We start from the raw sequence: 26,551 nt of genomic DNA, 5'->3' as shown, positions 1-26,551 counted from the left end.
GCACCCTTGGCCGAGCCAGTGGTTGGTCGGCCAAGGGTGACGCTTTTCTTGTGCGAAAAGTTTCGCAGGCTTACTGCTTCGTGATCGCGGTGATCGTGTTGCCTTCATCGGTCGCCTCGACCGTGAATTTGATCGCATCGCCAACCGAGATGTCGCCGCGCACTTCCTCGCTGGCATCAAATGCCATGACCATCTGCGGCCAGCCCAGTTCTGCAACGGGTTCATGATCGACGGTGATGGTGCCTGTCTCGGCATCGATGGCGGTGACGGTTCCTACAGCGCTGGCCGTTTTTGCGCCATCAACCGCATCCATCGCCGACATGTCGTGTCCTTCCATCGCCATCCCGTCCATCGGCATGTCTTCCATGGTCTCTGTTTCCTGCGCGCTATCGCAAGCAGCGAGGGCCAGGGGCGCAGCAAGCAGCATCATAAGGGTTGAGGTACGCATTCAGTTTCTCCTTCAGATTGTGGTGACCGCTCGGGCCGGGGGCGCCGCATCAAGAGGTATGCGGCGGGAATAACGAACATGGACAGCAGCGGGGCGGTGATCATGCCGCCGACCATCGGCGCGGCTATGCGGCTCATGACCTCCGATCCCGCTCCGGTTCCAATCAGGATCGGGAAGAGACCGGCGAGTATGACGGCCACCGTCATCGCCTTGGGGCGGACGCGTAGCAGCGCGCCTTCCCTGATGGCTTCGCCCACGTCTTCCGCATCGAGTTCGCCTCGGCCCTTGGCAAGCGCAGACTTGAGATAGATCAGCATGATAACGCCGAACTCGGCCGACACGCCGGCGAGGGCAATGAAACCCACCGACGTGGCGACCGACTGGTTGTAGCCCATCAGGTAGAGCAGCCAGAACCCGCCGGTAAGGGCGAAGGGCAGCGTGCCCATGACAAGCAGCGCTTCGTCGAACCGTCGGAAGATCAAATAGAGCAGGACGAAAATGATGCCGAGCGTTGCGGGAATGACGACCTGCAACCGTTCATTGGCGCGAGTGAGATACTCAAACTGCCCCGCATAAGAGATGCTTACGCCCGCAGGCAGATCGACGCCCTCCGACACCGCTGCCTGAAGGTCGCTTACGACAGAACTGAGGTCACGTCCCCGTGTGTCGACATAGACCACGCTGATCAGACGTCCTTGCTCGTTCTTGAGCATCGGTGGGCCATCGCTGACGCTCACCTGCGCAACTGTACCCAGAGTAATCTGCTGCCCGGACGGAGTAAGCAAAGGAAGCGCGCGCAGTTCACCGATGCTGTCGCGGATCTCGCGCGGATAGCGCACATTGATCGGATATCGCGCCAGCCCTTCGACGGTCCGCCCGATATTCGCGCCGCCAATCGCACCCGACACGATCTGCTGAACATCGGCGATATTCAGCCCGAAACGCGCTGCGGCGACCCGGTCGATGTCCACATCGACATAGCGGCCTCCCGAAAGACGCTCTGCCAAGGCGGAACTGACGCCGGGAACCTGTTTCGCGACGTTCTCGACCTGCAACGCCACGCGCTCGATCTCGGCGAGGTCTTCACCGGACACTTTTACCCCGATCGGGCTCTTGATACCGGTCGCCAGCATATCGATGCGGTTACGGATCGGCGGAACCCACACATTGGCGAGGCCTGGCACCTGCACAGCCTGGTCCAGCTCTTCGACGAGCTTCTCCGGCGTCATTCCGGGCCGCCACTCTTCGCGAGGTTTGAAACGGATAGTCGTCTCGAACATCGTGAGCGGCGCCGGATCGGTCGCGGTGTCCGCACGCCCTGCCTTCCCGAACACGGTCTCGACTTCGGGAACGGATTTGATCAACCGATCGGTCCGCTGAAGCAAGGCCGAGGCCTCACCCGGTGACAGGCCGGGCAGCGCGCTCGGCATGTAGAGCAAGTCGCCCTCGTCGAGCGGTGGCAGGAATTCACCGCCAAGACGGGTGAACGGGACCAGCGTTGTAAGGAACACGAGCCCTGCCACGACCAGAGTGGTCTTGGGCCGGCTGAGCACCCAATCGAGACCCGGCCGATAGACCTTGGTCAGAGCACGGTTGAGGAGATTGGTATCCTCCTTGGGGATTTTCCCGCGAATGAGCCAGCCCATCAGGACGGGCACGAGGGTTACCGACAGGATCGCCGCCGCTGCCATGGCATAGGTCTTGGTGAACGCCAGCGGCGAAAAGAGGCGCCCCTCCTGAGCCTGCAGTGTGAACACCGGCAGGAACGAGAGGGTTATGATCAGAAGGCTGAAGAAGAGCGCTGGCCCCACCTCTTTCGAGGCTTCGGCGATCAGCTTCCAGCGCTCGTTATCGGACAGCTCTTCATCCGGGTGATCCTCTTCCCAATGCTCGATATGCTTGTGCGCGTTCTCAATCATGACGATGGCCGCATCGACCATCGCGCCAATGGCGATGGCAATCCCGCCAAGGGACATGATGTTGGCATCGACGCCTTGGAAACGCATTACAATGAAGGCGGCCAAAACCCCTAGCGGGAGCGTTACGATGGCGACAAACGCGGATCTGACGTGCCACAGGAACAGAGCGCAGACGATCGCGACGATTATGAATTCGGCGATGAGTTTGCCGGTCAAATTGTCGATCGAGGCGTCGATGAGCTTCGATCGATCATAGGTCGTGACAATCTCGACCCCTTCGGGAAGACTGGGCTTGAGTACTTCCAGCCTCTCTTCAACTGCTGCGATGGTAGCGCGTGCATCCTCGCCTTGCCTGAGGACGACGATGCCGCCTGCGACCTCGCCTTCACCGTTGAGTTCGGCAATGCCGCGCCGCATTTCTGGGCCAAGCTGGATCGTGGCGACATCGGATAAGGTGACAGGGATACCGTTCCCGACCGATTTGAGCGGGATTTGCCTGAAGTCTTCGAGGGACGTGAGATAGCCCGAGGCGCGGACCATGAATTCCGCCTCACCCATTTCGACAACCGAGCCGCCGGCCTCCTGATTGGACGCCTGGATCGCGCGCACGACATCGCTGTGGGTGACGCCGAGCGAAGCCATCCGATAGGGTTCCAGCACGACCTGGTATTGCTTGACCATACCGCCGACGCTGGCGACCTCAGCGATGCCGGGAATGGTCTGGAGCTCATAGCGAAGGAACCAGTCCTGAAGGCTGCGAAGGTCAGCCAGATCGCTGTTTCCTGTTCGGTCGACCAGAGCATACTCGTATATCCAGCCGACGCCCGTCGCGTCCGGCCCCAGCGAACTGGTTACTCCTTCGGGCAGCTCATTTTGCACCTGGTTGAGATATTCGAGTACGCGCGAACGTGCCCAGTAGAGGTCCGTCCCATCCTCGAATATCACATAGACGAAGCTGTCGCCGAACATCGAATAGCCGCGCACTGTTTCCGCGCCCGGCACCGACAGCATCGTGGTCGCAAGCGGGTACGTGACCTGATCCTCGACGATGCGCGGAGCTTGCCCCGGATAATTCGAGCGCACCACGACCTGCACGTCGGACAGGTCCGGGATTGCATCGACTGGCGTTGCCCGCACCGCCCAGAAGCCGGCCAGCGTGACTGCGATAGCTGCCAGAACGATGAAGAACCGATTGGCAATCGACGCGTCGATAATCCGCGCAATCATCGTTCGACCTTCCGAATGGACTCGATGCGCGGACCGGTGTCGGCTTGCGAGAATGTGAACTCGACATCATCGCCCGGCTCGAGACCCTCGACCAGAGAGGCGTCGGCTAGGGCGAAGGGCATGACCATGCTCGGCCACTCGAGTGCCGGCACCGGCGCGTGATTGAGAGTGATCGAAGCTCCGGCAATCTTCGTGATGCTTCCCGTGGCAGTGTAGGTTTTCATCTTTGCCGGGCCGTCGGATGCCATATCCATGCTTCCGTCGATCGACCTGACATCGATCCCGGCCAAACTCGCTTCGGAATCGATCAGGAACTGCCCGGATGTGACGACCTCTTCGCCTTCGGCAAGGCCTGCGAGGATCTCGGTCCTGCCATTCGCCTCGCGTCCGATTTCGACCTCTGCAGGCAGGAAGGCGCCTTCATCCTGTTTGAGCATCACAAGATTGCGGCGTCCGGTTCGAATGACCGCCTCCGACGGCACCAGCAGCGCACGACGCGTGTCGGGCGAAAGCGACACCTGCGCGAACATGCCCGGCTTCAGTCTGCCGCGGGGGTTCGGTAGTTCAGCCCGTACGGTGATCGTCCGGCTAGCTGCATCGGCGCTGGGCAAAATGGCGGTAATGCGCCCCGCAAATCGTTCATCGGGAAATGCTGCCAGAGTGGCGCTGACAGTCTGACCCTGCCGTACATTTGCTGCCTGTGTCTCGGGCACAGAGGCTTCCAGCCATATCGGGGAGAAGCCGGTAATCTCGGCCAGTGTCTGACCTTCCATCACCGTCATGCCTGGTCGCACGCCGAGCATGGTAACAGCGCCGCCCACAGGCGCCGCAACGGTGATTGTGGTTTGGGCACGGCGTGTTCGCTCGACAGACGCGATCATTGCATTGGTCATGCCGAGCAGGCGCATGCGTTGCCGCATGGCATCTGCGAGCGCTGCATCACCGGTATCCAGCACGGCGAGGTACTCGCGCTGCGCGCCGCCCCAGTCAGGGACCAGAATGTCGACGATGGGAGCGCCTCGACCCACCACGTCGTCCTTGGCAAGGCCGTAGGTTCGTTGGACATAACCGCCTGCTCTTGGCTGGACGATGGCCACGTCTCGGCTGTTGTAGGCCAGGACGCCCGTCACGGTGATTTCCGGCTCGAGAACTCCGAACTCGGCCGCTGCAGTGCGGATGCCGAAATTCTGGACCAGGCCGGGATCAATCCGCACGCCCGCTTCGGCCGCTTCTCCCGCGCACTTTGGAACCAGCATCATGTCCATGAAGGGCGACTTGCCGGGCTCGTCAAAGCGCTGTCCCGGCACCATCGGATCGTACCAGTAGAGCACCTCTTCGCACTCCGTCTCCGAGGAGCCCGACATCCCACCCTCGCTCTCACCTCCTAGGAGCGAGAGCGCGTATCCGACACCGAGGCTGACAAGCGCGACGGCTGTAATGATTGCATAGGTCCGTTTTGAAAGACCCGAGCTCTTGATCGCATCGCTCATGGCTGTTGCTCCCCATAGGTCAAGCGAAGCATTTCGGCCCATTCCACGGTCGCAGCTTCGCGTTCAAAGATTTCAAGATCGAGCAAAGCTAGATCCGCCTTTGCTGCAATCACGTCGATTAGGTCCGCGTTTCCGGCGGCGAAGCTCGCCGTCTCCAGTTCGACTCTCTGCCGGGCCAGAGGCAGCAATTCATCGCGCGCGCGTTCCCATTGGCGCTTCGCGCTGCGCCATGAGGCAAGATCGGACTCGAATTGGACTCGCAGCGCCCGCAATCGATCGTCGCGCTCCGCCTGTGCGGCGGCGGCCTCAGCTTCGGCGGCACGAATGCGCGGCTTTTGACGCCGATCGGTGAAGATGGGCAGGGTGACCGATCCCATGACGGAGAATGCATCACCGAAGGCAGGATCGCGCCGGCCATAATTCACACTGACTCCGAAATCGGGGCGCAAGTCAGCGCGCGCCAGGTCAGCGCTAGCCTCTGCTCGTCCGGTCGCTGCGTCGGCAAGACGGATGACGGGGTTGAAGTCCAGAGCTTGCTCAAGGCTGTCGCTGTCGACATTGGCCGCTGGCGCATTACCTGCGACCGCAGGGCTGTCCGTTCGAATGTAGCTCGAGAGCATGGCGCGTGCGGCATCTCTTTCGGCTTCAATTCTTGTGATCGCATCTTCGATGACCAGAAGCTCGCGGCGAATGGCGAGGCTTTCGGCCGGACGAGCCGATCCCGAAGCGACGGCGCTGTTCGCCACCGGCTGAAGCCTGCGCAGATCGCTGAGAGCCGTATGCGCGAAGGCGAGTTTTTCCTCCGCATAATACAGGTCGATCCAGGCAGTTGACGTGGCGATATCGATCCGCTGCTGCGCAACCCCAAATCGCATTTGCGCGAGCGCTACATCTGACTCCGCTACGTCTCGACGGGCTCTGCGCCGGGCCAGGTTCGGGATTGGTTGCTCAATGCCAACAGCAATCTGCGTTGGAAGCTGGCGATCAAACTCGAACGCTACTGGCCCTGTAATTGGCAAGTTTGCAATCCCGCCACGCAGCACAGGATCGGGCAGTTCATCTGCGGCTTCCGAGGCATCTCGCGTGCCGTCGATACGCAATTGCGCGGCCTGGAGCAGCGGCTGATCTTCGCGCGCTGCTCGCAAGGCTTCTTCATAGCCAATTGGCTGCGCAAGCACCACCTGCGCTGGCATCAGGGCGGCGGCAAGGATACCGCCTATGGACCGTTTCATGGAAAAATCTCACTTGATGTGCGTGCCGAGGTCCGGCGGCAATGACGGTGCATTGCAGCGCTGAGACCGCGCAATCAGAAGGGGCAATTCGCCTTCAGGTTATTCAATCAAGTCAGATTCGTGGAGGGGGGTAATCGGGCGCAGAAGCGCGACTGAGCAGAGGTGAGGTAATGTTCGACAAATACACAGGGCCGTCGGAAAATGGCTTAACAACATGCGAAGGCGCATCGCTCCCCACCCAAACAGCAGAAACCGCATTCATTGCCAGCAAGCAATCAACCGACATGTTCTCACACGGGGCGTCAGTATCATCGCCATGGTGATGAGCGGCCTCACCTTTTTCCGAGTGGTGCATCATCTGAGCGCAATCAGAAGCCAGCATCGGCTCTGTCTGAGGCATCGCAGCTGCTGTCGCTGACCCTTGGAAGATCAAGCCAAAACAGAGGAACAACGTCAGAAAGGTTCGATACAAAGCCATGCTTGGTCTTTACGCTAAATGCTAAGCTCTGGTTTCACAAGCCGCCCTGTCTCTTCTCTGCAAGAAAGGAGGCAGGGACCGCCTGCAGCGATCTCATGAGAGCCTGTCGCTAACGCGACATCAGGCCGCGCGATCATGATCAGCGCTCGCGGTTTCATGCACCTTCCGTCCCGCAAGTAGTATAGCCCCAGAAACCAAACTCATCAGAAGCACGAGGCGCGACGACGATCATTTCCTGCATACGGAGCCCAGCTGTGCCTTCATCATCCAGCAAGCGGGTGGTCACCCGAAGCTCGCCATTCGAATAGTTCCCTTGTTCATCTCTGGAGACCGGGATGAGCCGACCGTTGATCTTGATCGCTCCTTGCCCTTCGCTGTCATACACGAATGAGGGATAGGCGACCTCGGTGAGCCGGAATTGGCAATCGCCTTCTGCATCGAGGGCTGCCAGATCGGCATCAGTCATGGTTTCAGGAAGCATCAGCCCAGGGCTGAGATTGGCAAGCGCGGTGCTTGCATCTTCAATGGGAGCTGCTTGCACGGGCGGATCGAGATGTGCCTCGCGGTCGTTGCCGGGGGCGGTGTTTGTGTTGCACGCAGCGAGGCCAAGGGTCGCCAGGGTTAGGATAGCGGCGCTTCTCATTGCTGGATCTCCTCAGGCAAACGTTCTTCGGTCCGCGGACCGTTTTGTTCGATGTCATCGATAAGGTATTTCATCTCAGCGATCTCCCGGCGCTGCGCGACGATGATCGCTTTCGCGAGTTCGCGCACACGGGGATCTTTGAGGCTTGCTCGCTCGCTGGTCATGATCGCGATGGAGTGGTGCGGGATCATGGCCGCCATGTATTCCGTGTCGTCGACCGTCGTCTGACTGCGAACAAGCCAGAGAGCGAGTGCCATGGTGAGCGCGCCGACGCCAACGATGATGAAGTTCTTGGTGCGATCCTTGTACATGCCCCACATGAAGAGGAGCATGACGATCATCATCATGCCGCCCATCACGAACGTCATCCAAAAGCGCGTTTCGCTCCAGAACAGATCGTCGGCGTCAAAGGTGTTCGAATACATCAGGAAAAACATGATCGCGGTCGATGTCGCGACCATGGCCATGAAACGCCAGTAATTGCCTCCTCCACCCTCGTGAGAGGAGTGCGATTTATCGGTCATTGTGTTTCTCCTTGTGTCATCATCTTCCAGAACAATTGGGCCGAGCAGCTAATCAAGGCGAAGCCTGTCAGGGCCTCGATTCCAGCGATCACCCTCAGGTGATCGGTGGGATAAATGTCTCCCAATCCGAGCGTGGTCACGTTGATGAGGGAGAAATAGAAGTAGTCCATCCAGGTCATGGCGTCCGGTGTGTCGAAGCTACCCAGCCCCCACGCGGTGCCGAACCAGAACCCAAAACCGAACAAGGCCGCAACCAGGAGGTGCGAGAACAGCACCATGAGCGAAACCGCCATCTTCGCAGAGAGATCGGTTCGCCTATCGACAAGTCTGTGCGCGGCACCAAGCGTCGTTAAGTGTGAGGCAATCGCCAACAAGAAGAGGGCAACCGAGAGAAGCAGGGCGCCAATCATGCAAAGGCCTTGAAGCCCATCCAAAGGCCCATACCAATCATGAACAGGTTCTCGGTCAGCGAGACGAAACCGAGCGGCACGTTGCTCCCGCCACCAACACAGGCACATTTCAATTCACGTTTATCGATATAGACAGCCTTGAAGACACTCACTGCGCCGACCGTCCCGATGAAGAGCGCGAGCGGTGCCGAAAGCCACGTCAAGGCGCCCGCAGTCATCAAAATTCCGGCGGCTGCCTCGCCGAAGGGATAGATAAAGGAATAGGGCACCCACCTTTGGGCGAGCAGGTCGTAGTTCAGGAACATCGTGGAGAAGCTGCGAACATCCTGCAGCTTTTGAAGCGCGAGCAGCGTCATAGAAAGGCTGACGAACCACTCGGCTGCACGGACAGTGAAAGGCGTTTCGAAGAACGACCAGCTTAGGCCAAGCCCCAGCAGCAGTGCGACCGCAAAAATCGCCACTACAGGCTGATAACTTGTCTCGCCTTCTTCGGGCTGCGAGCGGCTTTTCCCGAAGTGTTCGCGCACGTCGTCATAGCCGCCGATCCGATCTCCGTTGATGAAGGTTTGCGGTGTGGTTTCGACCTGATGCTTTTCCTTGAAAGCATCGGTCTCGTCCCTGCTCGTCAAGTGATGGTCTTCGACTTCGAAGCCCTGGCGCTTGAGAAGATCGACCGTCTTGATTCCATAGGGACAGGTGTGATCGTCCATCACCATCCGGTAAACTTTTGCAGTTTTCGTGGTCATTTAGGCCTCGTTTCATTCATTCCGACGTTGTGGATTCTTACCCAAACCGTCCGAAGAAGTTTCAAAATTGATGAAACTTTCCTCATGGTCTCGGCCGCGGTTGAGTGGCCGCCACCTTTCCTCAACAGAGATCTTGGGTTAGGAATCTTGCGCCTGCGACGATCTACGCGCGAGGTAGAACCACTCGGCGATGAACACAGCGCCAATTCCAAGAACGGCATAGAGGACGATCGCCGGATCGCTTTTCAGTTTGACCCATGTGAATGCGCTTAAAACCACCGCGTCTGCTGCGAGCGCGGCCAACAGAATGGATGCGCGCGCGCCGATTTCCTCACGCAGGTTTCGAAACACCCCCCAGTGCACGAGCATGTCCATTACAAGGTAGAAGAAGGCGCCCAAGGCGGCGATGCGAGAGAGGTCGAAGAGCACCGCAAGAGCGCCTGCAACGACCACCGTATAGACAAGCATATGGCTGCGTATGCCGCCACTCATTCCGAAATGGCTATGCGGGATCATCTCCATCTCGGTCAACATGGTCAGCATTCGTGACACGGCGAAAACGCTGGCGATGACACCAGAAGCCGTAGCGGTGATCGCGATTGCGACGGTGAAGTAAAAGCCGAGGTCTCCCAACGCGGGTTCTGCAGCAGCAGCGAGCGAATAGTCACGCGCCTCCACGATCTGGGCGATCGAGAGACTTGAGCCTACAGCAACCGCGACCAGCAAATAGACAACGACGCAAACCGCGATCGAAATCATTATCGTGCGGCCGACATTGCGGTGGGGATCGACAATCTCGCCCCCGCTATTGGTTATCGTGGTGAACCCCTTAAACGCCAGGATCGAGAACGCTACCGAAGCTAACAGAGCCTCGCCGCTAGACGTCGTGGCAGGTTCGCTGAACGCGCCCGAGGCAAAGCCGCTGACCCAGATTGCAGCTATAGCAAACACGGCGATCCCGCCGATCTTGATAGCTGACATGACCAAGGAGAACCCGCTGACGGATCGATTTCCAGCGGCGTTCACAAGGTAGGCGAAGACGATCAGCCCCAGCGCCAGGACTGAAACCAGCAAACCGTTTTGTTCCAACTCGAACGGCCGCAGAGCATAAGTGGCGAAAGTGCGAGCGACGAGGCTTTCGTTGATAACCATCGACAGCGCCATCAGGAGCGAGGCCGATGCGGCAACAACGCCGGGGCCGTACGCCTTTTGGAGGATCATCGCGATGCCGCCGGATGAAGGCCAGCGGTTCGACATCTTGATGTAGCTGTATGCGGCAAGCGACGTGACAAGCGCGCCGGCGATGAATGATAGAGGGAAGAGCGGCCCGGCCAGTTCCGCGATCTGGCCCGTCAGGGCAAAGATACCGGCGCCAATCATCACGCCCGTGCCCATCGCGACACCGCCAAGAAGGCTTATTGAGCCAGTGCCGCTCGTCTGGTCGTCGTGCTCGTGCGTTTGCAAAACAGTCCCCGTGATTCGCCTCAAGGCGGGCGAAGGTTTCAAGACCCGGTACGAATATTTCGATCGCATCCCTCAAGAAATTTTCGAGCAATCAATATCTTCTGGATAAAGACTCGCTTATCAGGGCTGGATATTCACCACATTGGCCACAGGTGTGACTGCGCAATGCTGCCCCATGCTGGTCAGAGCTTTGCGCCGCGCAGGCGAAGCGAATTGACCACCACTGAGATCGAGGATGCGCTCATCGCAAAGGCCGCGAACATCGGGCTGATCAGGATGCCAAAGAAAGGATAGAGCAAACCTGCGGCGATCGGCACGCCTAAAGCATTATAAATCAATGCAAAGAACAGGTTTTGGCGAATGTTCCGCATCGTAACCTGCGCGAGCCTGCGCGCGCGCACAATGCCGTCGAGATTGCCCCTCACCAGGGTAATACCCGCACTCTCGATCGCAACATCGGCTCCGGTGCCCATCGCGATGCCGACATCGGCTTGCGCAAGCGCCGGCGCGTCGTTGACCCCGTCTCCTGCCATCGCAACCTTGGTGCCTTTCATTTGCAAATCGCGGATGAGCTTGGCCTTATCCTCGGGCAATACGCCTGCTCTTACCTCATCGATACCGAGACGGGCCGCGACCGCTTGTGCGGTGCGTTCATTGTCGCCTGTAGCCATGATGATCGTGAGACCGAGTTCATGAAGCGAACGGATCGCATCCGGGGTTGATTCCTTGATCGGATCGGCAACGGCAACGAGCCCTGCGATCTGGCCGCCAACGACCACGAACATCACGGTTTCACCGTCATCGCGCCGGACATTGGCTTGTTCGCTCAGCGATCTGCCATCAAGGCCCATATCGGTGATGAGTGCGAGGTTGCCGAGCGCAACCGATTTGTCGGCCACGCGGCCAATCACGCCCTTGCCGGTAATCGCTTCGAAATCCTCCGCGCTTGCAAGCTCGAGACCGCGCTCTTCGGCTCCGCGGACGATCGCTTCTGCAAGCGGATGCTCGGACCCGCGTTCGAGCGAGGCCGCCAAGCGCAACAGCTCCGTTTGTTCAAACCCTGGCTCGGCGGTGACAGCAACCAGTCTGGGCTTTCCTTCGGTGAGCGTACCGGTCTTGTCGACAATCAGCGTGTCGATGGTTTCGAAGCGCTCGAGCGCTTCGGCGTTCTTGATGAGCACTCCGACCTGAGCGCCTCGGCCGGTTGCAGTCATGATCGACATCGGTGTTGCAAGACCAAGAGCGCACGGGCAGGCAATGATCAGAACGGCAACAGCTGCTACCAGCGCGTAGGCCAAGGCAGGCTGCGGTCCCCAGACAGCCCAAGCGATGAAAGCGAGGATGGCAATCGCAATGACTGCCGGAACGAACAGTCCAGCGACCTTATCGGCGTATTTCTGAATTGGTGCGCGCGAGCGCTGAGCGGCGGCGACCATATCGACGATCTGTGCAAGCATCGTATCGGAGCCGACGCGCTTAGCCTCGATCACGAGACTGCCCGTACCATTGATTGTTGCACCTGTGACGCCGTCCCCTTCGACTTTCTCCACCGGAACGGGCTCGCCGGTAATCATGCTTTCATCGATTGATGAGCGCCCCTTGAGAACCACGCCATCGACCGGGACTTTGTCGCCCGGTCTCACTCTGATCCTGTCGCCGACAACGACCTCTTCGAGCGGGATTTCATCCTCGGTGCCATTGTCCCTGATCACACGGGCTGTCTTAGCAGCGAGATCGAGCAGCGCACGAATGGCTTTGCCGGTGCCTTCACGGGCACGCAGCTCCATCACCTGGCCTAGCAGGACCAGAGTTACGATGACCGCTGCCGCTTCGAAATAGACACCCACGTGGCCTTCGGCATCGCGAAAGCCGTCGGGAAAAATATCGGGGGCAACAATCGCTGCAACACTGAATATCCAAGCCGCGCTGACGCCCATCGCGATGAGCGAGAACATGTTGAGGTTCCAAGTCCTGAACGAGTTCCAACCCCGTTCAAGAAACGGCCATCCGCACCACAGAACAACAGGGGTTCCCAAGACGAATTCGGTCCACAAGGTGGCGCGCTCGCCCAGAATGTCGCGCACTCCTGGCCAGCCCAGAAATGGCCCCATTGTGAGCACCAGCAGTGGGAGTGTGAGCACCGCGCCGATCCAGAACCTTCTGGTAAAGTCGACGAGTTCGGGGTTGGGGCCCTCTTCGACCATAGCGGCCGATTCAAGTTCGAGCCCCATGCCGCAAAGCGGACACGAACCCATTTTGGGTTGGCGAACCTGGGGGTGCATCGGGCAGGTGTAAACCGGGCCTTCATAGTCCGCTGGAACGGCGTCGTATCGTCCGTCGTCAGCTGCCGCGGTGTCACCATGTTGATGCGCGCAATGAGCGTGGTCCATTATCGGCTCCGTTCGTTCATATGATGCTACCGAGCTTGCGGATAGCGAGATGCAATCAGTGCTATCGGTTGCGAGCTCGGAAGAAGCGGTAGAGCGGCACGGCCAGCCCCGCGATGTACCAACCGTAAAGAAAGCTGCCGATCGCCCCGGCGATGAAACCGGTCAGCGTGAGCCATTCAAACCCAGGGAGCCACGGCGCCCAGGCCTCGTGCATGCGGAATTGCGCAGGGGCGAGCAACCCAAAACCAATGCAGATGAGGTAGCTGGCGAGAAGGAAGACGCTCAGCGTCCATCCCCAAGTCATGATCGAGGCTCTCAAAGGCGTATCAGACATTATAAGCTCCAATTGAAATATACTATAGGGGGGTATAGTATTTGCGATGCAGGATTGCAAGCGTCTAGGATTTGGGGGATTGGTCTCGGCCAACGGAGAAACGACCATGAGCGACAAAAAAAGCAGCAAATTTGCGAACACCATAACCCGCATGCGACGTGTCGAAGGGCAGGCTCGCGGTATTGTCAAAATGATGGAGGAAGACCGCTATTGTGTGGATATTCTCCAGCAGATCATCGCGCTCGAAGCGGCGGCGCGGCAAGCGCGTATCAAGGTCCTCGACATTCACGCCCGACATTGCATCGAAGAAGCGATCGCTTCGGACGATAAGGCCGATCAGTCGGAGAAAGTCGCCGAACTTGTCGCATTGGTCGAAAAGATGGCCAAATAGATATCGGTTACGCCGCCAAGGCATGGGGATTTGGAGGGGAAGGACCTTGGCGGCGTTTCGCATCAGTGATGATCGTGACCCGCTCGCGGCTTGTCCTCCTCCGCCGTCTCTCGTGCTCGTCATTTTTATCGCCGTAAGATATCTCGTCGTGTTTCTCCGATAGGGTTTGAGTTTCAGGGGTAGGATGCGAACACGCTTTGGCCGCTAGGTCGAAAGGCGATCACATCGAATGGCTGAATCCGGTTTTCGAATTCCATGCCGGGCGAGCCGACGGGCATGCCGGGAACGGCCAGCCCGGTGACGCCCTCCGGCCGTTCGCGCAGCAATCGTTCGATCGCATCTGCCGGTACATGGCCCTCGATCATGTAGCCCTCGATTTCCATCGTGTGGCACGACCAGAGCTCTTGCGGCACGCCGCGCTCGGTTTTGATCCGTGCCATTTCGGTCGTATCGACCGAGGTCACCTCGGCATCCGTTTTGTGCTCGACGTGATCAGCCCATTTCAGGCAACAACCGCAATTGGGATCGCGGAACATCGTGTAGGTCGCAGCCTGGGCAGCGTTTGAGCAGGCTGCCAGCAACAACAATGCGGATGCCACAAGCGACCTTTTAGGTAGGACCAAAAACCGGATTTTCATGAGTCGGGGACCTTCTTGGTGTATCCGCGCCAAAGCGAAATCGCCCCGGTTGCGGTGGGAAAAACTCGCAGGCGTTCAGCGTCCTCGAAGATTTCTTGCAGATGTTCTTCGATGAGCCCGTCCGCATTGGGCTGGGTATCCTCGATCCCGTCGAGCTGTTGGACGGTCATTCTGAAAAGCCGACGCATCAGCGGCGGTTCCTGACGCATATAGTCGGCGATCAACACCATGCCGCCAGGCGTTAGCAACGCCGAGATTTGTTCGAGGATTGCGCGCTTCTGCTCAGGGGAGACTTGGTGAAGAACGAGGCTGCTTATGATCTTGTTCGGTTGCCAACCCCGACCGAGGTCGAGGGTGTCAAGAAAGCCATTGTGCCACTGGATCATGTGAGAGACGCTGCCGCATTTGCGCTCGGCGATTGCTAAGACGTCAGGGTCTGGTTCGACACCGAGGTATTCAGCAGGCGGGCAGCTCGACATCATCTGACGCAGAAGGGTGCCGGTTCCGCTGCCGACATCGATCACCTTGTCGAAGGGCTTGAGGTCGGCGGCGCGGACCGCGGCGTCGCGCCAGACATGCTCGCGGGTCAACAGCGCGATCGCTGCATCGTATACCGGCGTGAGCCAAACCTTGCCCAGGGCCGGAGTGAAACTGCGATCTCCCCTTGGCAGGCTCGTATCACGCATCACATGACCCCCATATGGTTGGGGCCATGAACCATTTCGCCGCCGTAATAGCCTTGGACGATGAGCGCCCCGGCGATGATGGCCAGCACCAGTCTGAGCCACCAACGGTTTTTGCCCGGTGAACTCAGCCACCAGGCTAACAGACCGGCGGCCGCAATCGCAGTGCCATTCCAACGATGGATGGCCAACGTCTCGGATCGGTCAGAAAGTCGCCAGCCCGCTGCGAACCAGCCAAAAGCGGCGGTGCCAAGTCCGCCAATTGCACCTGCGGCCACCAGAAAACGAACCGTGGTTTGAAGGCCCAGGCTGGGCCTGAGGATCAGGCCGAACTCCGTGAGCGCAGCGACCAGAAAGAGCGCGATCGGGAAATGGGCTGCAATCGGATGCAGTCTGGCCAATAGATCACTGAACGAGGTAAGGCGGTTCTCCTCGATCTTTTGTTGCATCATCTGGTCGGCCGACATGCTGTGTTCGGCGCTCGCACTATGGCTGTGTGCAATTGCTCCACCAGTGCCGTGATTGGTTTTTGCATCAGTGGAGCTGGCTTCCATCATCACCATCTCTTCATCGGACATGTTTGATTTATGACCTTCGTGCGCGCCGAGAGGCGCTGCCAAAAAGGTCGCGATCAGAAGAGCAAGGAAGGTCAGATGTCGCCGGGTTTGCATAACCTTGATACGCAGTCGCTGAGCCTAGCCCTCAAATTTCTTTAAGGGCTTGCGCGAAGTTCAGCGTATAGCTGTGTGTATCGCTACAAAGAGTATAACATGACCAAGCACCCTTCTTTCGATGCCGCGCTGGCATCGCTGGCTCAGCAAACCGGTTCGAGCGACCCCCATCAGCTCATGGATGGGGTGTGGCACCGGGCTGGAGAGTTGGGCGTAATCGCTGAGAGGCGCCGGCGCGCAGCGCTTTTCTCCGGATTGTTCGTCGTCGGTCTGGGCGCAGGGTTCGGAGCGAGTGAGGTCCCGCGCAACCTCGATGCTTCGGCAAAGCTTGCTGTCGCCAGTTTTGATTCCGGCGAAAGGCTGTCTCCGGCAGCCCTTCTGGAAGGCGGGCGCTAGAATTGAAGACGCAGCATATACTCTTCGCCATCCTGCTTGCAGCGCTCGCTGGTTGCCTCGGTGCCTTTGCATCGGATTATTGGCGCGACGGGGAACCAAGCGGCGGATTGCACCAGTTCGTTCATGATGAACTAGAGCTTAGCCCCGAGCAAAACTCACGGCTTGAAGCCTTGGAAAGCCGCTATGCCGTAGAAAAATCAGAACTGGAAGCCTCGCTGCGCGCGGCCAATGCCCGGCTCGCAAGGGCAATGGAGGCCGAACACGAATACGGCCCCGAAGTGAGCGCCGCGATCGATGACGTCCACGAGAAGATGGGCGCACTCCAGAAAGCGACCGTGCGCCATGTCTTCGATATGCGCGAACTGCTCGACCCGGACCAAAAGCTTTTGTTCGACCGTCAGGTCTCCGATGCTCTGACCAACGCTCCGCGCGACTGATCGACCGTGTCTTCGCACGGAAGCGACCACGAGCAGGAGTTGGTCCGGCAGTCTGTCGAGGGAAGCAGAGCCGCGTTCACTGCGCTGGTTGAGCCACATATTGGCCGACTGCTGACCCTCGCGACGCGTATGCTTGGAAGCCAACCACAGGGCGAAGACGCTGTCCAGGACGGCCTGGCATCGGTTTGGGTCGCGAGGCATCGCCTCGACCCTGAAAGACCAGTCGGCCCCTATCTGACTACGGTGGTCCTCAATAAGTGCCGCGACCGGCTCAGAACCAGAAAAGCGAAACGTTACTTTGGACTGGTGTCGGCAGACGATGCAGCTCTCGTCGCGGATGAAAGTCCCGATCCGGAAAACCGCGCGGCGGCCCGTCAGGAACTGAGCTTGCTTAGAGCCGAAATCGAACGGCTCCCGGTCCGGCTGCGCGAAGCCCTTGTGCTGGTGAGTATCGATGGGCGCAGCCAGGCAGAAGCGGCAAGTCTGCTAGGCGTGAGCGAGAAAGCGATCGAGACCCGCGTCTACCGGGCAAGGCAGCGCCTGCGCGAAAAATTCGAGAAGTTCTGAGGGATTAGGTCCTTCCGTTCGTAACGGAAGGAAACCCCTCAGGAGCCTTTTTAGGATGACAATCGTAAATCGCAGAAAATTCCTCGGCACAAGCGCTGGCGGCTTGGGCTTGCTTGGTCTCAGCGGCGCCATGCCCGCTTGGGCGCGCGGCGCGGATATCTCGGCGGGAAATGCCCGCAAAGGGCTGGACGAAGTGTCCGGGCCGAATATCGACCTCACCGTTGCGCGGTCGGCCTTCGCGACGGGTAACAGGCGCGGCGGTGCCATTGCCGTCAACGGCACTATCCCCGGCCCGCTGTTGCGCTTGCAGGAAGGTACGACAGTCCGGCTCAATGTGCACAACCAACTCCAGGAAGATACCTCGATCCACTGGCATGGCCTGCTCGTGCCGTTTCAGCTAGATGGCGTGCCGGGCGTGAGCTTCCCCGGCGTCAAGCCGGGAGAAACCTTCACCGCAGAATTCCCGGTTCGTCAGGCGGGCACCTATTGGTGGCACTCGCATAGCGGCCTGCAGGAACAGGCCGGACACTACGGCGCGATCGTGGTCGATCCGGAAGGGCCCGATCCGGTTCAGGCTGACCGCGAATATATCGTGGTTCTGAGCGAGTTCAGCGCCATGTCCCCGCACACGATTTTCGACAAACTGAAGAAGGGCGAAGGCTACTTCAACTACAATCAGAACACCTGGACCGACGACTACCCGCTTTCGGGTGAGGATCGCCGGATGTGGGCGAAAATGCGCATGATGCCGACCGACATCCTCGACGTGTCGAGCGCGGCTTACACCTACCTTCTCAACGGTCATGGCCCGCTCGACAATCTGGAATACCTTTTCCGGCCTGGCGAACGCGTGCGGCTGCGCTTCATCAATGCCGGCGCCATGACCTTCTTCAACATCCGTATTCCCGGCCTGCCGATGACTGTCGTGCAGGCGGACGGGAAGGATGTCGAACCGGTCGAGGTCGACGAGTTCCAGATTGGCGTTGCCGAGACATATGATGTCGTCGTTACGCCGGGCGAACAACAAGCTTACACACTGGTGGCGGAATCCATGGACCGCTCGGGCATGGGGATCGCCACGCTTGCGAGCGCACCCGGTGCGCGCGCCGCAATTCCGCCCCTGCGCGATCCGCCGCTCTTGACCATGGCAGACATGGGAATGAGCGGTATGGATCACGGCTCGGGCGGCGATGCCGGCATGTCGGGAATGGACCACGGCAATGGCGGCGACATGGCGGGGATGGATCACGGTTCCTCCGGCGATACCGAAATGGTTGGCATGGCCGGCATGTCGGGCATGAAAATGCGCGATACCTCGCGCTTGCCGCCCGATGTGAAGGTGGGGCCGGGTCTCGACATGGTGTCGATGAATCCGGTCGACCGAATGGGCGATCCCGGCATCGGTCTTGCCGATGTTCCCCATCGAACGCTCGACTACCGCAAGCTTCGCGCACTGGTGCCGAACAAGGATCCGCGAACTCCTTCACGGCGGATGGAAATACACCTCACCGGCAACATGGAGCGCTACATGTGGTCGTTCGACGGCAAGAAGTTCTCCGCCGTCTCCGACGAACCGATCCGCTTTGCCTATAACGAGCGCGTGCGCGTGAAGCTAATCAACGATACGATGATGGCGCACCCCATCCACCTCCACGGCCATTTTTTCGAATTGGTCAATGGCGCGCCTGGAGACCGCCAACCGCTCAAACACACGGTTGTCGTGCAGCCGGGCGGCAGCGCGCAGTTCGACCTGACGGCGGACGAGACGGGCGACTGGGCTTTCCACTGTCACCTACTCTACCACATGCATGCCGGTATGTTTCAAATCGTTACCGTTGCCAACCCAGATGGGAGCACAGCATGAAGACTCCTGTCTTTAGCTCGCTCGCCTCGGTTGCGGCCGTTTCAGTTGTTGCGGTGCCCGCCGCGGCGCAGGATCACAATCATTCAGCAACGGCGCAGCAGAAGGGTGCCGGGCCGCAGGCCGCTGCCAAGACAAAGTGCGAGCAAGAAGCCGAGCCCCATCGCGCGATGGGGCATCAGGTAGCCGAAGATGGATGCGGACCCGCTGCCCAGCCTGAAGCTGCCACGGACCACCCTAGCATAGATCATTCTACCATGGATCATGGTTCGATGACCGCTCAGGATGATCAGTCGAGCATGACGATGCCGATGGATGCTGCCGGTCCAAGTTCGTCCTCCGCGGGCCACGCGGAAATGGATCACGGCTCGATGCCGCAGGCGGACGCCGACAGCTCGTCGATGGATCACGGGCAGATGGATCATAGCCAGATGAACCATGGGCAGACGGGCACGCAGGACATGCAGGGCATGGACCACTCGGCGATGCAGATGGGCTCGGACGATGATATCCGGTTGCTGCCGCCTCCTCCCGAGGCAGGTAGCGGCCCCGCGCGTGCGGCAGCTTCTATCTGGGGCGAGGACGCCATGGACGAAGCGCGGCGCGAACTCATCCGCGAGACCGATGGTGGCATCCAATTCTGGTTCCAGGGCGACCGGCTAGAATTCCGCGCCCGCGAAGGGGGCGACGGTTATCTTTGGGATGTTCAGGGCTATTATGGCGGCGATATCGACAAGTTCTGGTTCAAGTCGGAAGGCGAGGGCAGCTTCGGGGAGTCCATCGAGGGTGCCGAGGTCCAGGCGCTCTGGAGCCGCGCCATTGCACCCTTCTTCGATTTTCAAGCCGGTGTCCGCCAGGATCTGACTGGCCCCGAGCGCACCCATGCAGTGATCGGTATCCAAGGGCTCGCGCCTTACCAGTTCGAAGTCGATGCCGCAGTTTTCGTCTCCACCAAAGGCGATGTGATCGCACGGATCGAGGCTGAACTCGACCAGCGCATCACGCAGCGACTGATCCTCCAACCGAGAGCCGAACTCGCGCTTTCTGCGCAGGACATTTCGGAGCTGGGCATCGGTGCCGGTCTCGACCGGATCGAGGCGGGCCTGCGTCTGCGATACGAGTTCGCACGTGAGTTCGCACCCTATGTCGGCGTTTCGCAGGAATGGCGCATCGGCGGCAGCGAGGATTTTGCGCGGGCCGTCGGAGAGGATCCAAGCGTCACCAATTATGTCGTCGGCGTAAGGTTCTGGTTCTGAATGTATAGAGAAGGAATACAAGAAAAATGAACAAGGCTGTCACACGGATCGTATCGACCGCGCTCGCACTTGCGCTGATGCCAACGGCTGCATCGGCGCAGCAGATGGATCATTCATCCCATGCAGGCCACCCGATGCAAGCCATGGACGCTTCTGTCGACGATGTTGCGGGAGCGGAAGATGTGCTGAAGGCCTATCGCACTGCCCTGGAAGCACGCGATGCCGACGCGATGTCCGCGCTCTTCGCGGAATCGTCCGCAATTTTCGAAAACGGCAAGGCAGAGGGTAGCTTCGCAAACTATATGGAGCATCATCTCGGCCCCGAGCTTCATGCGATCAAGAGCTTCACCTTTTCCGATCCGACGCTGACCGTGACGCGTATGGGGCATATGGCTTATGGCTATGAAACTTACGGGTATCGGATCGAGCTGGAGGATGGGCGCGTATTCGATCGTGATGGTGTTGCGACATCGGTACTCTCGCACGATGCTTCGGGCTGGAAAATTGTGCAGTACCATTCGTCATCGCGAGCACCGCGGAACTGAAAGTAAAAGCTGGGAGGGTAGCGAAGCTTGGTGACGCGTTCGGTAAAGCTGCGCCTGCATGTGCTGGGCAGCAAGATTCACAAGTGGCTGGCGATTTTGGTCGGTCTTCAGGTTCTATTGTGGATGGGAACCGGTGCCTTGATGTCGTTTCTCGATATCAAGGAGGTTCGCTCCGAGCACGTCGTTTCGCGTGAACCACAAGCGCTGTCTGCCGACGCCCCGCTCCCTGCCTGGGTCGCAAACAAGGGCAACCTTGCTGCTGTGACGATGCGTTCGCTCGATGGCGAAGCGGTAACAGAGATCCAACTGATCGACGGAAGCGTTAGCCTGCACGATCCGGCGACCGGGCGAAAACTCTCGCCAATCTCGGCTGAGACAGCGAAATCGGTTGCCCTGCGCGCCTGGACTGGACCTCGAACGACGATCGAGTCCGCGCGACTTGTTGACGAGCCAGTGGGGACAGAATTTCGCGGACCTTTTCCGGCTTGGCAGGTCACATACGGGGACGAGGCTTCCACACGCATCTATGTCGATGCTTCGAGTGGTACAGTCGGGGCGGCACGCAGCGATACCTGGCGCCTGTTCGATTTCATCTGGGGCTTGCACATCATGGATTGGACCCAGCGTGACCGCATCAACAGCTGGTGGCTGCTCCTGTTTGGTATAGGCGGCACGGTCATGGCCCTGTCGGGCTTTGTTCTCCTTGCAAACCGAATGCCAAGGCTGCGGGTTAGAAAGAGGTAGCCGACAAACCTGCGGCGCTCGAATGGTGGCTCAGACGGTCCTGGCTGTGGTAAAACGCACCAGAACCAGGGTCACTCCGGGAACAATCACCCACATGGCTATCGGTACGAGCGCCAAGCCTAAAACAGGGTCGATCGGCATCAATCGGCTATATCGCCACGCGAAGACACTATCGGGCGGTAACGATGTGGCGATCAGTTCTACCAACACCGCAACGGCGAGACCGAAGCCGAAATAGGTAAAATATGCAGATTTGCGCGAGCTGGCCCACCAATCAGCTCCGCCAATGAAAACGGCTAGGCGATGAGCTGCCAACAGGATGACCCCATCGCCCAGGCTGGCAATCCCACAACGGATCGTCTGTTGGTAGGAAGTCAAACTACCTGATTCAAAGAACGGCATCTGGTAGCTTTCCCAGACAAACGAAATCAGGGAGCCGAGAATCAGGAAAAGCCAAGTCGTTCGTCCCATCGCCCATTAGCGTGTCCCGAGGGCCGTTAACCGTCAACTACAAGTTGATCGGATTGGCTACTTCGGTGCTGCCCGAGCCTGTCTTTCTTTAGATAATAGACGAACAATGGTTTGGGAGATCGCGTTTTATGCCGAACGTGTCGGATCTGCCGAGCGCTCAGAGCCCCTCGACCTTCTCGTGCCGCTCGGTGTCACATTGGCTGTGATCGCCGAGAGCTTCGATAACCTTGCAATCCGCTGCGGCCCCACCGCCGCAAGCTTTGGCGATACGCTCCAGCTCTTTTTCGAGAGATGTGAGTTGCGCGATGCGCTGTCGGACAAGCGCAAGCTGCGTTTCAGCGATCTCGTTCGCCGTAGAACAATCCATCGCTGGGGTGGTTTGAAGCTGTAGCATCTCGCGAATGGCATCCAGAGAAAAGCCCAAATGGCGAGAATGCTTAATGAAGCTGATGCGCTTTACATCATCTTCGCGGTACATTCTCTGCCCGCCGGCGCTGCGCTCGGGTTTCGTCATTAGTCCCACGCGCTCGTAGTAGCGTACCGTCGTGATCTTCACGCCGGATCGCTTCGAAAGCTCCCCAATTGATATAGATTTCATAGACTTACCATTTCTCGCTTGAAGCTACAGTCACTGTAGCTTGTATCAAGCTGCCTGTCATTACGACTCGGGAAGAAAGAACAATGTCAGGCTGCTGCGAAGAGAAAGTGTTCGATGGGCTGTCACCGGCCTACAAGCGGGCCTTGATCATAGTGATCGCGATCAATGCGACCATGTTCGTTATCGAGATGTGGGCCGGTATGGCCTCCGGCTCGCAAGCTCTGAAAGCCGATGCCCTCGACTTCGCTGGGGACGCCGCGACTTATGGCCTTAGCCTGGCTGTGATCGGCGCATCCATTCGAACCAGAGCTATGGCCTCCTTGATCAAAAGCGGCTCGCTCGCGCTTATCGCCATCACAGTTCTTGGAATGACAGCGTTGCGGTTTGCAGAAGGCGTGCCGCCCGAAGCGCAGACCATGAGCTTGGTCGCACTGCTCGCGCTCGGCGCGAATGTTGCAAGCGTCATCATCCTGCTCAAATGGCGCGACGGCGACAGCAATGTCCGCTCGGTCTGGCTGTGTTCGCGTAATGACGCGATTGGCAATGTCGCCGTGATCGTCGCGGGCCTTCTTGTCGCCGCGACCGCGAGTGCTTTGCCGGATTTGCTCGTGGCAATCATGCTGGCAGGCTTGTTCCTCCGGTCGTCCATCGCCATCGCGCGGCAGGCGATGTCTGAGCTTAGGTCTGAGCGCCTTCATCTAGAAAGAGGGGAAAGCCGATGACCATCATGGCAAAGGAACAGATCCTCTCGTTGATCGAAATCGAAAGAGCCGCTTTCGAAAAGGCAAAACAGGTAGGCAATTGTGACGCGGCGTGGAGGGCACTTGAGCGCGAGCACATCCTCGGTCAGGCATTTTTCTGGCAGCATATCCGATCGCATATTGCGATGCTCAGGTTTGCTCTCACACAAGGGGAGATCGGCGAAGCTCTCGGACAGTTCGTGCGACTGGTTCTGGCGCCGCTCGGCAATATTACGGGCAGGCTGCCTTGGGGTAACACGGGACGGTCCAACGTTAATGCCTTCACGCCGATGCCGTACCCGGATGACCTTGCAGAAATATTCTCGCTACCTGACCAGGTCCATAGGCGATAACGACATGAGCAAACTCCCAAACAACCTTGCCAGAATAGTTTCTTGCACCATGCGTGCCGAAACCCTAGTAGCGGCGCCGTAATGCGACGTCTTATCTTGCCTTTTCTTGCGTTTGTCGCGCTCCTTTTCAGCAATCTGCTGATGGTGCCCGATGTGCATGCCGAACAGGGAGAGACGTTTGCGCACGCCGCCGACCATGTCTACGCGCATGGCGCAGAGCACTTCGATGCCGACGTCCCTGATGATGATCAGACCCGGCAGGACCACGCGGGTGGCCACCATCACAATTGCAGTTTCAATTTGAGCGAAGTTGGCAACCTCGTATCAAACGCTTTCTGGCATCGAGAAACGTTGAAGCGACCGCTGCGTGTAGCATCCCTGGCGTCGCGCATGCCGTCCGTACCCAAACAGCCCCCGAAGGCCTGACCGAGACCTTTTTTGTGGCGAGCGCAATCTCGCTCGCCAGGTTTCAGTCAGGAGATACGAAATGCGGTGCATTGCACTGGCCGCGGCACTTATGGCCGCGTCCATCGGCTCGCAAACATGGGCACAAAACACGATTACGCTCGACGAAGCGCTTGAACGCGCTGGCGTTGGTACAGGCGCGGAAGACGCAGCCTCTGTCAATCCGAGGGTCTACGGGCCTTTAGCGGAGGAAGAAGCAGCGCGCGCAGCCATCACGCAGGCGCGGCTGCGACCCAATCCGGAGCTGAGCTTCGAGGCGGAGAATGTCGCGGGAACCGGAGCGTTTTCCGGTCTCCAGTCCAGCGAGTATACGCTGGGCTTCGCACAGCAGATCGAGCTTGGCGGGAAGCGCCGCGCGCGCATCGGAAGCGCGGAAGCATCGGCGAGGATTGCTGGGGTTCGCCGGGATATGTCGACCGCTGAACTCGCGCTGGCCGTGAGAGAGCGCTACATTGCGGCAGTCGCCGCTGGACAACGCGTCGAACTCGCGCGTGAAATCGTCGAGCGCAATCGCGAACTTGCGCGTATCGCAACCGTGCTGGTCGAGGTCGGGCGAGAGCCTCCTTTACGGGCCATGCGAGCCCAGGCATCGCTTGCCGAAGCGGAAGCGCAATTGCAGGCTGCCGAAGCTGACGAGATTGCTTCGAGCCAGGCCCTCACTGCGCTGTGGGTGCCCACAGAAGAACCCTGGCGTGTCGCGTCTTCTTTCCCTGACATTAGCCCACCCGTCGCTCCGAATGATGCATCTGATCCGCTGCCGTTGCGGTTGGCAGGTGCTCGCACCGAACTCGCGCAGGCTGAGATCGCTCGCGAACGATCGCTTCGTGTGCCGGACCCGAGTGTCATGGCAGGAGTGCGGCGCTTCGAAGGCAGCAACGACCAGGCCTTTATTGTCGGCGTTACGATCCCGCTTCCTTTCGGCAACCGCAATCAAGGCAATATCGCTGCCGCCGAAGCGCAGGCGCGTGCTGCGCAGGCACAGGAAGCGATTGTCGAAGCCGATTATCGACTGGAATTTGAGCGCACCCTGACGCTTTATCGTTCTGCCGAGACAAGGGTTGAAACCTTGTCACGCGCGAGCCTTCCGCAAGCCGAGGAAGCGCTTCGACTGGTCGAGATTGGATACCGCAATGGGCGGTTTCCACTGATCGAAGTTCTGGCCGCCGCCGAGGCGCGGGATGCCATCCGTGAAAACTTGATACAGGCAGAAGAGACGCGAGGCGTACTTGCCGCCCGCCTCATCTGGCTCACTGCAGAGTGAGGTCCATTCCCATGAAACGTAACATTCTCATAGCCGTCGCGGTCGTTCTTCTCGCGACTGCCGCCATTTGGGCCTTCTGGCCTAATGATTCCGAGGACCATTCCGAAGACGAGCACAGCGAGGTTGCCGATGCCCCAGAAGGGATCGTGCCGATCAGCGACCAGCAGATCGAAGCCTCGTCGATCGATATCGAGACGGTCGAGGCAGGCTCCGCCACCGAGTTGGTGTTCCCGGCGACCGTTGCCGCCGCTCCGAACGCGAGCGCGCGGATCGACGCGCGTGCATCCGGAGTTGTTCGCAGCGTCAACAAGACGCTTGGCGACTATGTCCGTAAGGGCGAGACGATCGCGAGTATCGAGAGTGCCGATGCCGCCGCTCTTGCATCGCAAGTCGCGGCAGCACGAGCGCGCGTGGGTGAATTGTCAGCGCTCTATGACCGTGAGCGCCGGCTGTTCGAAGCGAATGTGACGGCGCGGCAGGATCTCGAAGCTGCGCAGGCCAACCTCCAGGTCGCGCGAGCAGAATTGTCGCGGGCGCAGGCGGCTGCCGCCGCCGCAGGCGTTGGTGGCAACGGACGCTCGCTTGCCGTGACCAGTCCGATTTCCGGCCAGGTCACAAGCGCCCAAATCGTGCTCGGAGCCTATGTCTCTGCTGGCGATGAGCTGTTTCAGGTCGTCAATGCCAGTGGGTTGCAGGTGCAAGTGGCGCTACCCGCCAATGATGCGGCAAGGATCAGTCCTGGCGATGAGGCCACGCTCGAATTGGGGCAGGGCCGCGAGATCGGAGGGCGCGTGCGTTCGGTAACACCCGCACTCGATCCGGAGAGCCGCAGCGCTACCGCTATCATTGCGCTGCGGGGAGGGGTGCCGGAACTGCGTCCGGGCGCGTTCTTGCAAGCCCGGATCCGACCGTCGGATGAGGCCGATGTTGCCGCGATTTCCGTTCCGGAAGAGGCTGTGCAGATGGTCGAAGGCCGCCAGGTCGTCTTCGTTCGCATGGCAAGCGGATTCCAGGCAATGCCGGTGACGACCGGGGCAAGGTCAGCGGGGCGTATCCAGATAAGGTCGGGCCTGCGAGAGGGTCAGAGGATCGCCACTCGGAACGCATTCCTCTTGAAGGCCGAACTCGGAAAGGAGGAAGCCGAGCATGGCCATTGATAGTCCTTCTCC

28 protein-coding genes and 1 pseudogene are annotated in these 26,551 nt (G+C 59.3%); 12 read left to right on the top strand and 17 right to left on the bottom strand.

The features are described 5' to 3' along the window. Nucleotides 1-70 precede the first annotated feature (70 nt). The 11 genes and pseudogenes from G9473_RS06820 to G9473_RS06770 all read right to left on the bottom strand — a co-directional run bounded on the left by G9473_RS06820 (nt 71) and on the right by G9473_RS06770 (nt 13,305). Entirely contained in the window at nt 71-448 is a 378-nt protein-coding gene (locus G9473_RS06820; protein WP_247271584.1) for a copper-binding protein, read from the bottom strand. Continuing rightward, nucleotides 427-3,594, bottom strand: coding sequence for an efflux RND transporter permease subunit (locus G9473_RS06815; RefSeq protein ID WP_291137606.1), 3,168 nt, complete (start codon nt 3,592-3,594; stop codon nt 427-429). The genes G9473_RS06820 and G9473_RS06815 overlap by 22 nt, the downstream gene beginning before the upstream one ends. Continuing rightward, nucleotides 3,591-5,084, bottom strand: a complete 1,494-nt coding sequence (locus G9473_RS06810) for an efflux RND transporter periplasmic adaptor subunit (RefSeq protein WP_034953519.1) — start codon at nt 5,082-5,084, stop codon at nt 3,591-3,593. The genes G9473_RS06815 and G9473_RS06810 overlap by 4 nt, the downstream gene beginning before the upstream one ends. Continuing rightward, the gene (locus G9473_RS06805; protein ID WP_034953521.1) at nt 5,081-6,316 is read right to left on the bottom strand and encodes a TolC family protein; all 1,236 of its coding nucleotides are present in this window, start codon (nt 6,314-6,316) and stop codon (nt 5,081-5,083) included. Before G9473_RS06805 ends, G9473_RS06810 begins: the two co-directional genes overlap by 4 nt. A 632-nt stretch (nt 6,317-6,948) precedes the next feature. Beyond that, nucleotides 6,949-7,437, bottom strand: coding sequence for a DUF6692 family protein (locus tag G9473_RS06800; RefSeq protein WP_034953522.1), 489 nt, complete (start codon nt 7,435-7,437; stop codon nt 6,949-6,951). Next, entirely contained in the window at nt 7,434-7,961 is a 528-nt protein-coding gene (locus G9473_RS06795) for a DUF305 domain-containing protein (protein ID WP_034953524.1), read from the bottom strand. Before G9473_RS06795 ends, G9473_RS06800 begins: the two co-directional genes overlap by 4 nt. Then, a complete protein-coding gene (locus G9473_RS06790; RefSeq protein ID WP_034953527.1) occupies nt 7,958-8,371 on the bottom strand; it encodes a potassium channel family protein in 414 nt (137 codons plus the stop codon). Before G9473_RS06790 ends, G9473_RS06795 begins: the two co-directional genes overlap by 4 nt. Next, nucleotides 8,368-9,117 carry a glutaredoxin gene (locus G9473_RS06785; RefSeq protein ID WP_034953530.1) on the bottom strand — a complete coding sequence of 250 codons (750 nt, stop codon included), beginning with the start codon at nt 9,115-9,117 and terminating at the stop codon, nt 8,368-8,370. The genes G9473_RS06790 and G9473_RS06785 overlap by 4 nt, the downstream gene beginning before the upstream one ends. Nucleotides 9,118-9,255: 138 nt before the next feature. After that, on the bottom strand, nt 9,256-10,512 hold the full coding sequence (locus tag G9473_RS06780; protein ID WP_234715562.1) for an APC family permease: 1,257 nt from the start codon (nt 10,510-10,512) through the stop codon (nt 9,256-9,258). 251 nt (nt 10,513-10,763) lie between these two features. Continuing rightward, nucleotides 10,764-12,887, bottom strand: a pseudogene (locus tag G9473_RS06775) (copper-translocating P-type ATPase); the annotation flags it as partial. A 145-nt stretch (nt 12,888-13,032) separates the two neighbouring features. Next, a complete protein-coding gene (locus tag G9473_RS06770; protein WP_034953538.1) occupies nt 13,033-13,305 on the bottom strand; it encodes a hypothetical protein in 273 nt (90 codons plus the stop codon). 106 nt (nt 13,306-13,411) lie between these two features. On the opposite strand from G9473_RS06770, the gene G9473_RS06765 reads away from it, so the two are divergent. Continuing rightward, nucleotides 13,412-13,696 (top strand): metal-sensitive transcriptional regulator, encoded by a 285-nt coding sequence (locus G9473_RS06765; RefSeq protein WP_051699719.1) that lies wholly within the window; start codon nt 13,412-13,414, stop codon nt 13,694-13,696. A 173-nt stretch (nt 13,697-13,869) separates the two neighbouring features. Here the strand turns inward: G9473_RS06765 and G9473_RS06760 are convergent, their stop codons facing one another. From G9473_RS06760 to G9473_RS06750, 3 genes are read right to left on the bottom strand one after another with little or no spacing between them, the layout of a single operon-like run. Beyond that, entirely contained in the window at nt 13,870-14,334 is a 465-nt protein-coding gene (locus G9473_RS06760) for a DUF411 domain-containing protein (protein ID WP_291137593.1), read from the bottom strand. Continuing rightward, the gene (locus G9473_RS06755; RefSeq protein WP_034953543.1) at nt 14,331-15,020 is read right to left on the bottom strand and encodes a class I SAM-dependent methyltransferase; all 690 of its coding nucleotides are present in this window, start codon (nt 15,018-15,020) and stop codon (nt 14,331-14,333) included. The genes G9473_RS06760 and G9473_RS06755 overlap by 4 nt, the downstream gene beginning before the upstream one ends. Continuing rightward, nucleotides 15,020-15,688: a DUF2231 domain-containing protein gene (locus G9473_RS06750; RefSeq protein ID WP_051699721.1), complete on the bottom strand. Its 669-nt coding sequence runs from the start codon at nt 15,686-15,688 to the stop codon at nt 15,020-15,022. Before G9473_RS06750 ends, G9473_RS06755 begins: the two co-directional genes overlap by 1 nt. 99 nt (nt 15,689-15,787) lie before the next feature. Between G9473_RS06750 and G9473_RS06745 the strand changes: the two genes are divergently transcribed. From G9473_RS06745 to G9473_RS06715, 7 genes are all read left to right on the top strand, one after another. Next, the gene (locus G9473_RS06745) at nt 15,788-16,084 is read left to right on the top strand and encodes a hypothetical protein (protein WP_034953544.1); all 297 of its coding nucleotides are present in this window, start codon (nt 15,788-15,790) and stop codon (nt 16,082-16,084) included. Between the two features lie 2 nt (nt 16,085-16,086). Next, nucleotides 16,087-16,521 (top strand): periplasmic heavy metal sensor, encoded by a 435-nt coding sequence (locus G9473_RS06740; RefSeq protein ID WP_034953545.1) that lies wholly within the window; start codon nt 16,087-16,089, stop codon nt 16,519-16,521. A gap of 129 nt (nt 16,522-16,650) precedes the next feature. After that, the gene (locus G9473_RS06735) at nt 16,651-17,088 is read left to right on the top strand and encodes an RNA polymerase sigma factor (protein ID WP_234715561.1); all 438 of its coding nucleotides are present in this window, start codon (nt 16,651-16,653) and stop codon (nt 17,086-17,088) included. A gap of 55 nt (nt 17,089-17,143) precedes the next feature. Further along, nucleotides 17,144-18,952 (top strand): copper resistance system multicopper oxidase, encoded by a 1,809-nt coding sequence (locus G9473_RS06730; protein ID WP_034953547.1) that lies wholly within the window; start codon nt 17,144-17,146, stop codon nt 18,950-18,952. Continuing rightward, a complete protein-coding gene (locus G9473_RS06725; protein WP_291137583.1) occupies nt 18,949-20,205 on the top strand; it encodes a copper resistance protein B in 1,257 nt (418 codons plus the stop codon). Before G9473_RS06730 ends, G9473_RS06725 begins: the two co-directional genes overlap by 4 nt. Before the next feature lie 26 nt (nt 20,206-20,231). Beyond that, nucleotides 20,232-20,750 (top strand): nuclear transport factor 2 family protein, encoded by a 519-nt coding sequence (locus G9473_RS06720; RefSeq protein ID WP_247271580.1) that lies wholly within the window; start codon nt 20,232-20,234, stop codon nt 20,748-20,750. A gap of 30 nt (nt 20,751-20,780) precedes the next feature. Beyond that, complete coding sequence (locus G9473_RS06715; protein ID WP_247271579.1) at nt 20,781-21,494, top strand: PepSY domain-containing protein; 714 nt, start codon at nt 20,781-20,783, stop codon at nt 21,492-21,494. Nucleotides 21,495-21,524: 30 nt separating this feature from the next. Here the strand turns inward: G9473_RS06715 and G9473_RS06710 are convergent, their stop codons facing one another. Continuing rightward, complete coding sequence (locus G9473_RS06710) at nt 21,525-21,965, bottom strand: hypothetical protein (RefSeq protein WP_034953550.1); 441 nt, start codon at nt 21,963-21,965, stop codon at nt 21,525-21,527. A gap of 157 nt (nt 21,966-22,122) precedes the next feature. Further along, nucleotides 22,123-22,521 carry a MerR family DNA-binding protein gene (locus tag G9473_RS06705; RefSeq protein WP_234715559.1) on the bottom strand — a complete coding sequence of 133 codons (399 nt, stop codon included), beginning with the start codon at nt 22,519-22,521 and terminating at the stop codon, nt 22,123-22,125. Nucleotides 22,522-22,646: 125 nt separating this feature from the next. Between G9473_RS06705 and G9473_RS06700 the strand changes: the two genes are divergently transcribed. Both G9473_RS06700 and G9473_RS06695 read left to right on the top strand, forming a co-directional pair. After that, nucleotides 22,647-23,285 carry a cation transporter gene (locus G9473_RS06700; RefSeq protein WP_034953552.1) on the top strand — a complete coding sequence of 213 codons (639 nt, stop codon included), beginning with the start codon at nt 22,647-22,649 and terminating at the stop codon, nt 23,283-23,285. Then, nucleotides 23,282-23,656 carry a DUF3703 domain-containing protein gene (locus G9473_RS06695; RefSeq protein ID WP_234715557.1) on the top strand — a complete coding sequence of 125 codons (375 nt, stop codon included), beginning with the start codon at nt 23,282-23,284 and terminating at the stop codon, nt 23,654-23,656. Before G9473_RS06700 ends, G9473_RS06695 begins: the two co-directional genes overlap by 4 nt. On the opposite strand, the gene G9473_RS06690 is transcribed toward G9473_RS06695, so the two are convergent. Then, a complete protein-coding gene (locus G9473_RS06690) occupies nt 23,630-23,938 on the bottom strand; it encodes a hypothetical protein (RefSeq protein WP_034953554.1) in 309 nt (102 codons plus the stop codon). The two genes, G9473_RS06695 and G9473_RS06690, sit on opposite strands and share 27 nt — an antisense overlap. Nucleotides 23,939-24,173: 235 nt before the next feature. Between G9473_RS06690 and G9473_RS06685 the strand changes: the two genes are divergently transcribed. Together G9473_RS06685 and G9473_RS06680 are read left to right on the top strand one after the other, a co-directional pair. Then, the gene (locus G9473_RS06685) at nt 24,174-25,382 is read left to right on the top strand and encodes a TolC family protein (RefSeq protein ID WP_234715556.1); all 1,209 of its coding nucleotides are present in this window, start codon (nt 24,174-24,176) and stop codon (nt 25,380-25,382) included. An 11-nt stretch (nt 25,383-25,393) separates the two neighbouring features. Next, a complete protein-coding gene (locus G9473_RS06680; RefSeq protein ID WP_034953556.1) occupies nt 25,394-26,539 on the top strand; it encodes an efflux RND transporter periplasmic adaptor subunit in 1,146 nt (381 codons plus the stop codon). Nucleotides 26,540-26,551: the final 12 nt, after the last annotated feature.

Source organism: Erythrobacter sp. (assembly GCF_011765465.1).
Taxonomy (GTDB): domain Bacteria; phylum Pseudomonadota; class Alphaproteobacteria; order Sphingomonadales; family Sphingomonadaceae; genus Erythrobacter.
The sequence above is the reverse complement of the archived record's forward strand: the minus strand, read 5'-3'. Positions and strand labels throughout refer to the sequence as shown.

What these genes read in the sequence shown, in the direction of transcription:
- G9473_RS06820 (WP_247271584.1), bottom strand. Translation starts at nt 448, where the DNA reads ATGCGTACCTCAACCCTTATGATGCTGCTTGCTGCGCCCCTGGCCCTC.
- G9473_RS06815 (WP_291137606.1), bottom strand. Translation starts at nt 3,594, where the DNA reads ATGATTGCGCGGATTATCGACGCGTCGATTGCCAATCGGTTCTTCATC.
- G9473_RS06810 (WP_034953519.1), bottom strand. Translation starts at nt 5,084, where the DNA reads ATGAGCGATGCGATCAAGAGCTCGGGTCTTTCAAAACGGACCTATGCA.
- G9473_RS06805 (WP_034953521.1), bottom strand. Translation starts at nt 6,316, where the DNA reads ATGAAACGGTCCATAGGCGGTATCCTTGCCGCCGCCCTGATGCCAGCG.
- G9473_RS06800 (WP_034953522.1), bottom strand. Translation starts at nt 7,437, where the DNA reads ATGAGAAGCGCCGCTATCCTAACCCTGGCGACCCTTGGCCTCGCTGCG.
- G9473_RS06795 (WP_034953524.1), bottom strand. Translation starts at nt 7,961, where the DNA reads ATGACCGATAAATCGCACTCCTCTCACGAGGGTGGAGGAGGCAATTAC.
- G9473_RS06790 (WP_034953527.1), bottom strand. Translation starts at nt 8,371, where the DNA reads ATGATTGGCGCCCTGCTTCTCTCGGTTGCCCTCTTCTTGTTGGCGATT.
- G9473_RS06785 (WP_034953530.1), bottom strand. Translation starts at nt 9,117, where the DNA reads ATGACCACGAAAACTGCAAAAGTTTACCGGATGGTGATGGACGATCAC.
- G9473_RS06780 (WP_234715562.1), bottom strand. Translation starts at nt 10,512, where the DNA reads ATGGGCACGGGCGTGATGATTGGCGCCGGTATCTTTGCCCTGACGGGC.
- G9473_RS06770 (WP_034953538.1), bottom strand. Translation starts at nt 13,305, where the DNA reads ATGTCTGATACGCCTTTGAGAGCCTCGATCATGACTTGGGGATGGACG.
- G9473_RS06765 (WP_051699719.1), top strand. Translation starts at nt 13,412, where the DNA reads ATGAGCGACAAAAAAAGCAGCAAATTTGCGAACACCATAACCCGCATG.
- G9473_RS06760 (WP_291137593.1), bottom strand. Translation starts at nt 14,334, where the DNA reads ATGAAAATCCGGTTTTTGGTCCTACCTAAAAGGTCGCTTGTGGCATCC.
- G9473_RS06755 (WP_034953543.1), bottom strand. Translation starts at nt 15,020, where the DNA reads ATGCGTGATACGAGCCTGCCAAGGGGAGATCGCAGTTTCACTCCGGCC.
- G9473_RS06750 (WP_051699721.1), bottom strand. Translation starts at nt 15,688, where the DNA reads ATGCAAACCCGGCGACATCTGACCTTCCTTGCTCTTCTGATCGCGACC.
- G9473_RS06745 (WP_034953544.1), top strand. Translation starts at nt 15,788, where the DNA reads ATGACCAAGCACCCTTCTTTCGATGCCGCGCTGGCATCGCTGGCTCAG.
- G9473_RS06735 (WP_234715561.1), top strand. Translation starts at nt 16,651, where the DNA reads ATGCTTGGAAGCCAACCACAGGGCGAAGACGCTGTCCAGGACGGCCTG.
- G9473_RS06730 (WP_034953547.1), top strand. Translation starts at nt 17,144, where the DNA reads ATGACAATCGTAAATCGCAGAAAATTCCTCGGCACAAGCGCTGGCGGC.
- G9473_RS06725 (WP_291137583.1), top strand. Translation starts at nt 18,949, where the DNA reads ATGAAGACTCCTGTCTTTAGCTCGCTCGCCTCGGTTGCGGCCGTTTCA.
- G9473_RS06720 (WP_247271580.1), top strand. Translation starts at nt 20,232, where the DNA reads ATGAACAAGGCTGTCACACGGATCGTATCGACCGCGCTCGCACTTGCG.
- G9473_RS06710 (WP_034953550.1), bottom strand. Translation starts at nt 21,965, where the DNA reads ATGGGACGAACGACTTGGCTTTTCCTGATTCTCGGCTCCCTGATTTCG.
- G9473_RS06700 (WP_034953552.1), top strand. Translation starts at nt 22,647, where the DNA reads ATGTCAGGCTGCTGCGAAGAGAAAGTGTTCGATGGGCTGTCACCGGCC.
- G9473_RS06695 (WP_234715557.1), top strand. Translation starts at nt 23,282, where the DNA reads ATGACCATCATGGCAAAGGAACAGATCCTCTCGTTGATCGAAATCGAA.
- G9473_RS06690 (WP_034953554.1), bottom strand. Translation starts at nt 23,938, where the DNA reads ATGGTGGCCACCCGCGTGGTCCTGCCGGGTCTGATCATCATCAGGGAC.
- G9473_RS06685 (WP_234715556.1), top strand. Translation starts at nt 24,174, where the DNA reads ATGGCCGCGTCCATCGGCTCGCAAACATGGGCACAAAACACGATTACG.
- G9473_RS06680 (WP_034953556.1), top strand. Translation starts at nt 25,394, where the DNA reads ATGAAACGTAACATTCTCATAGCCGTCGCGGTCGTTCTTCTCGCGACT.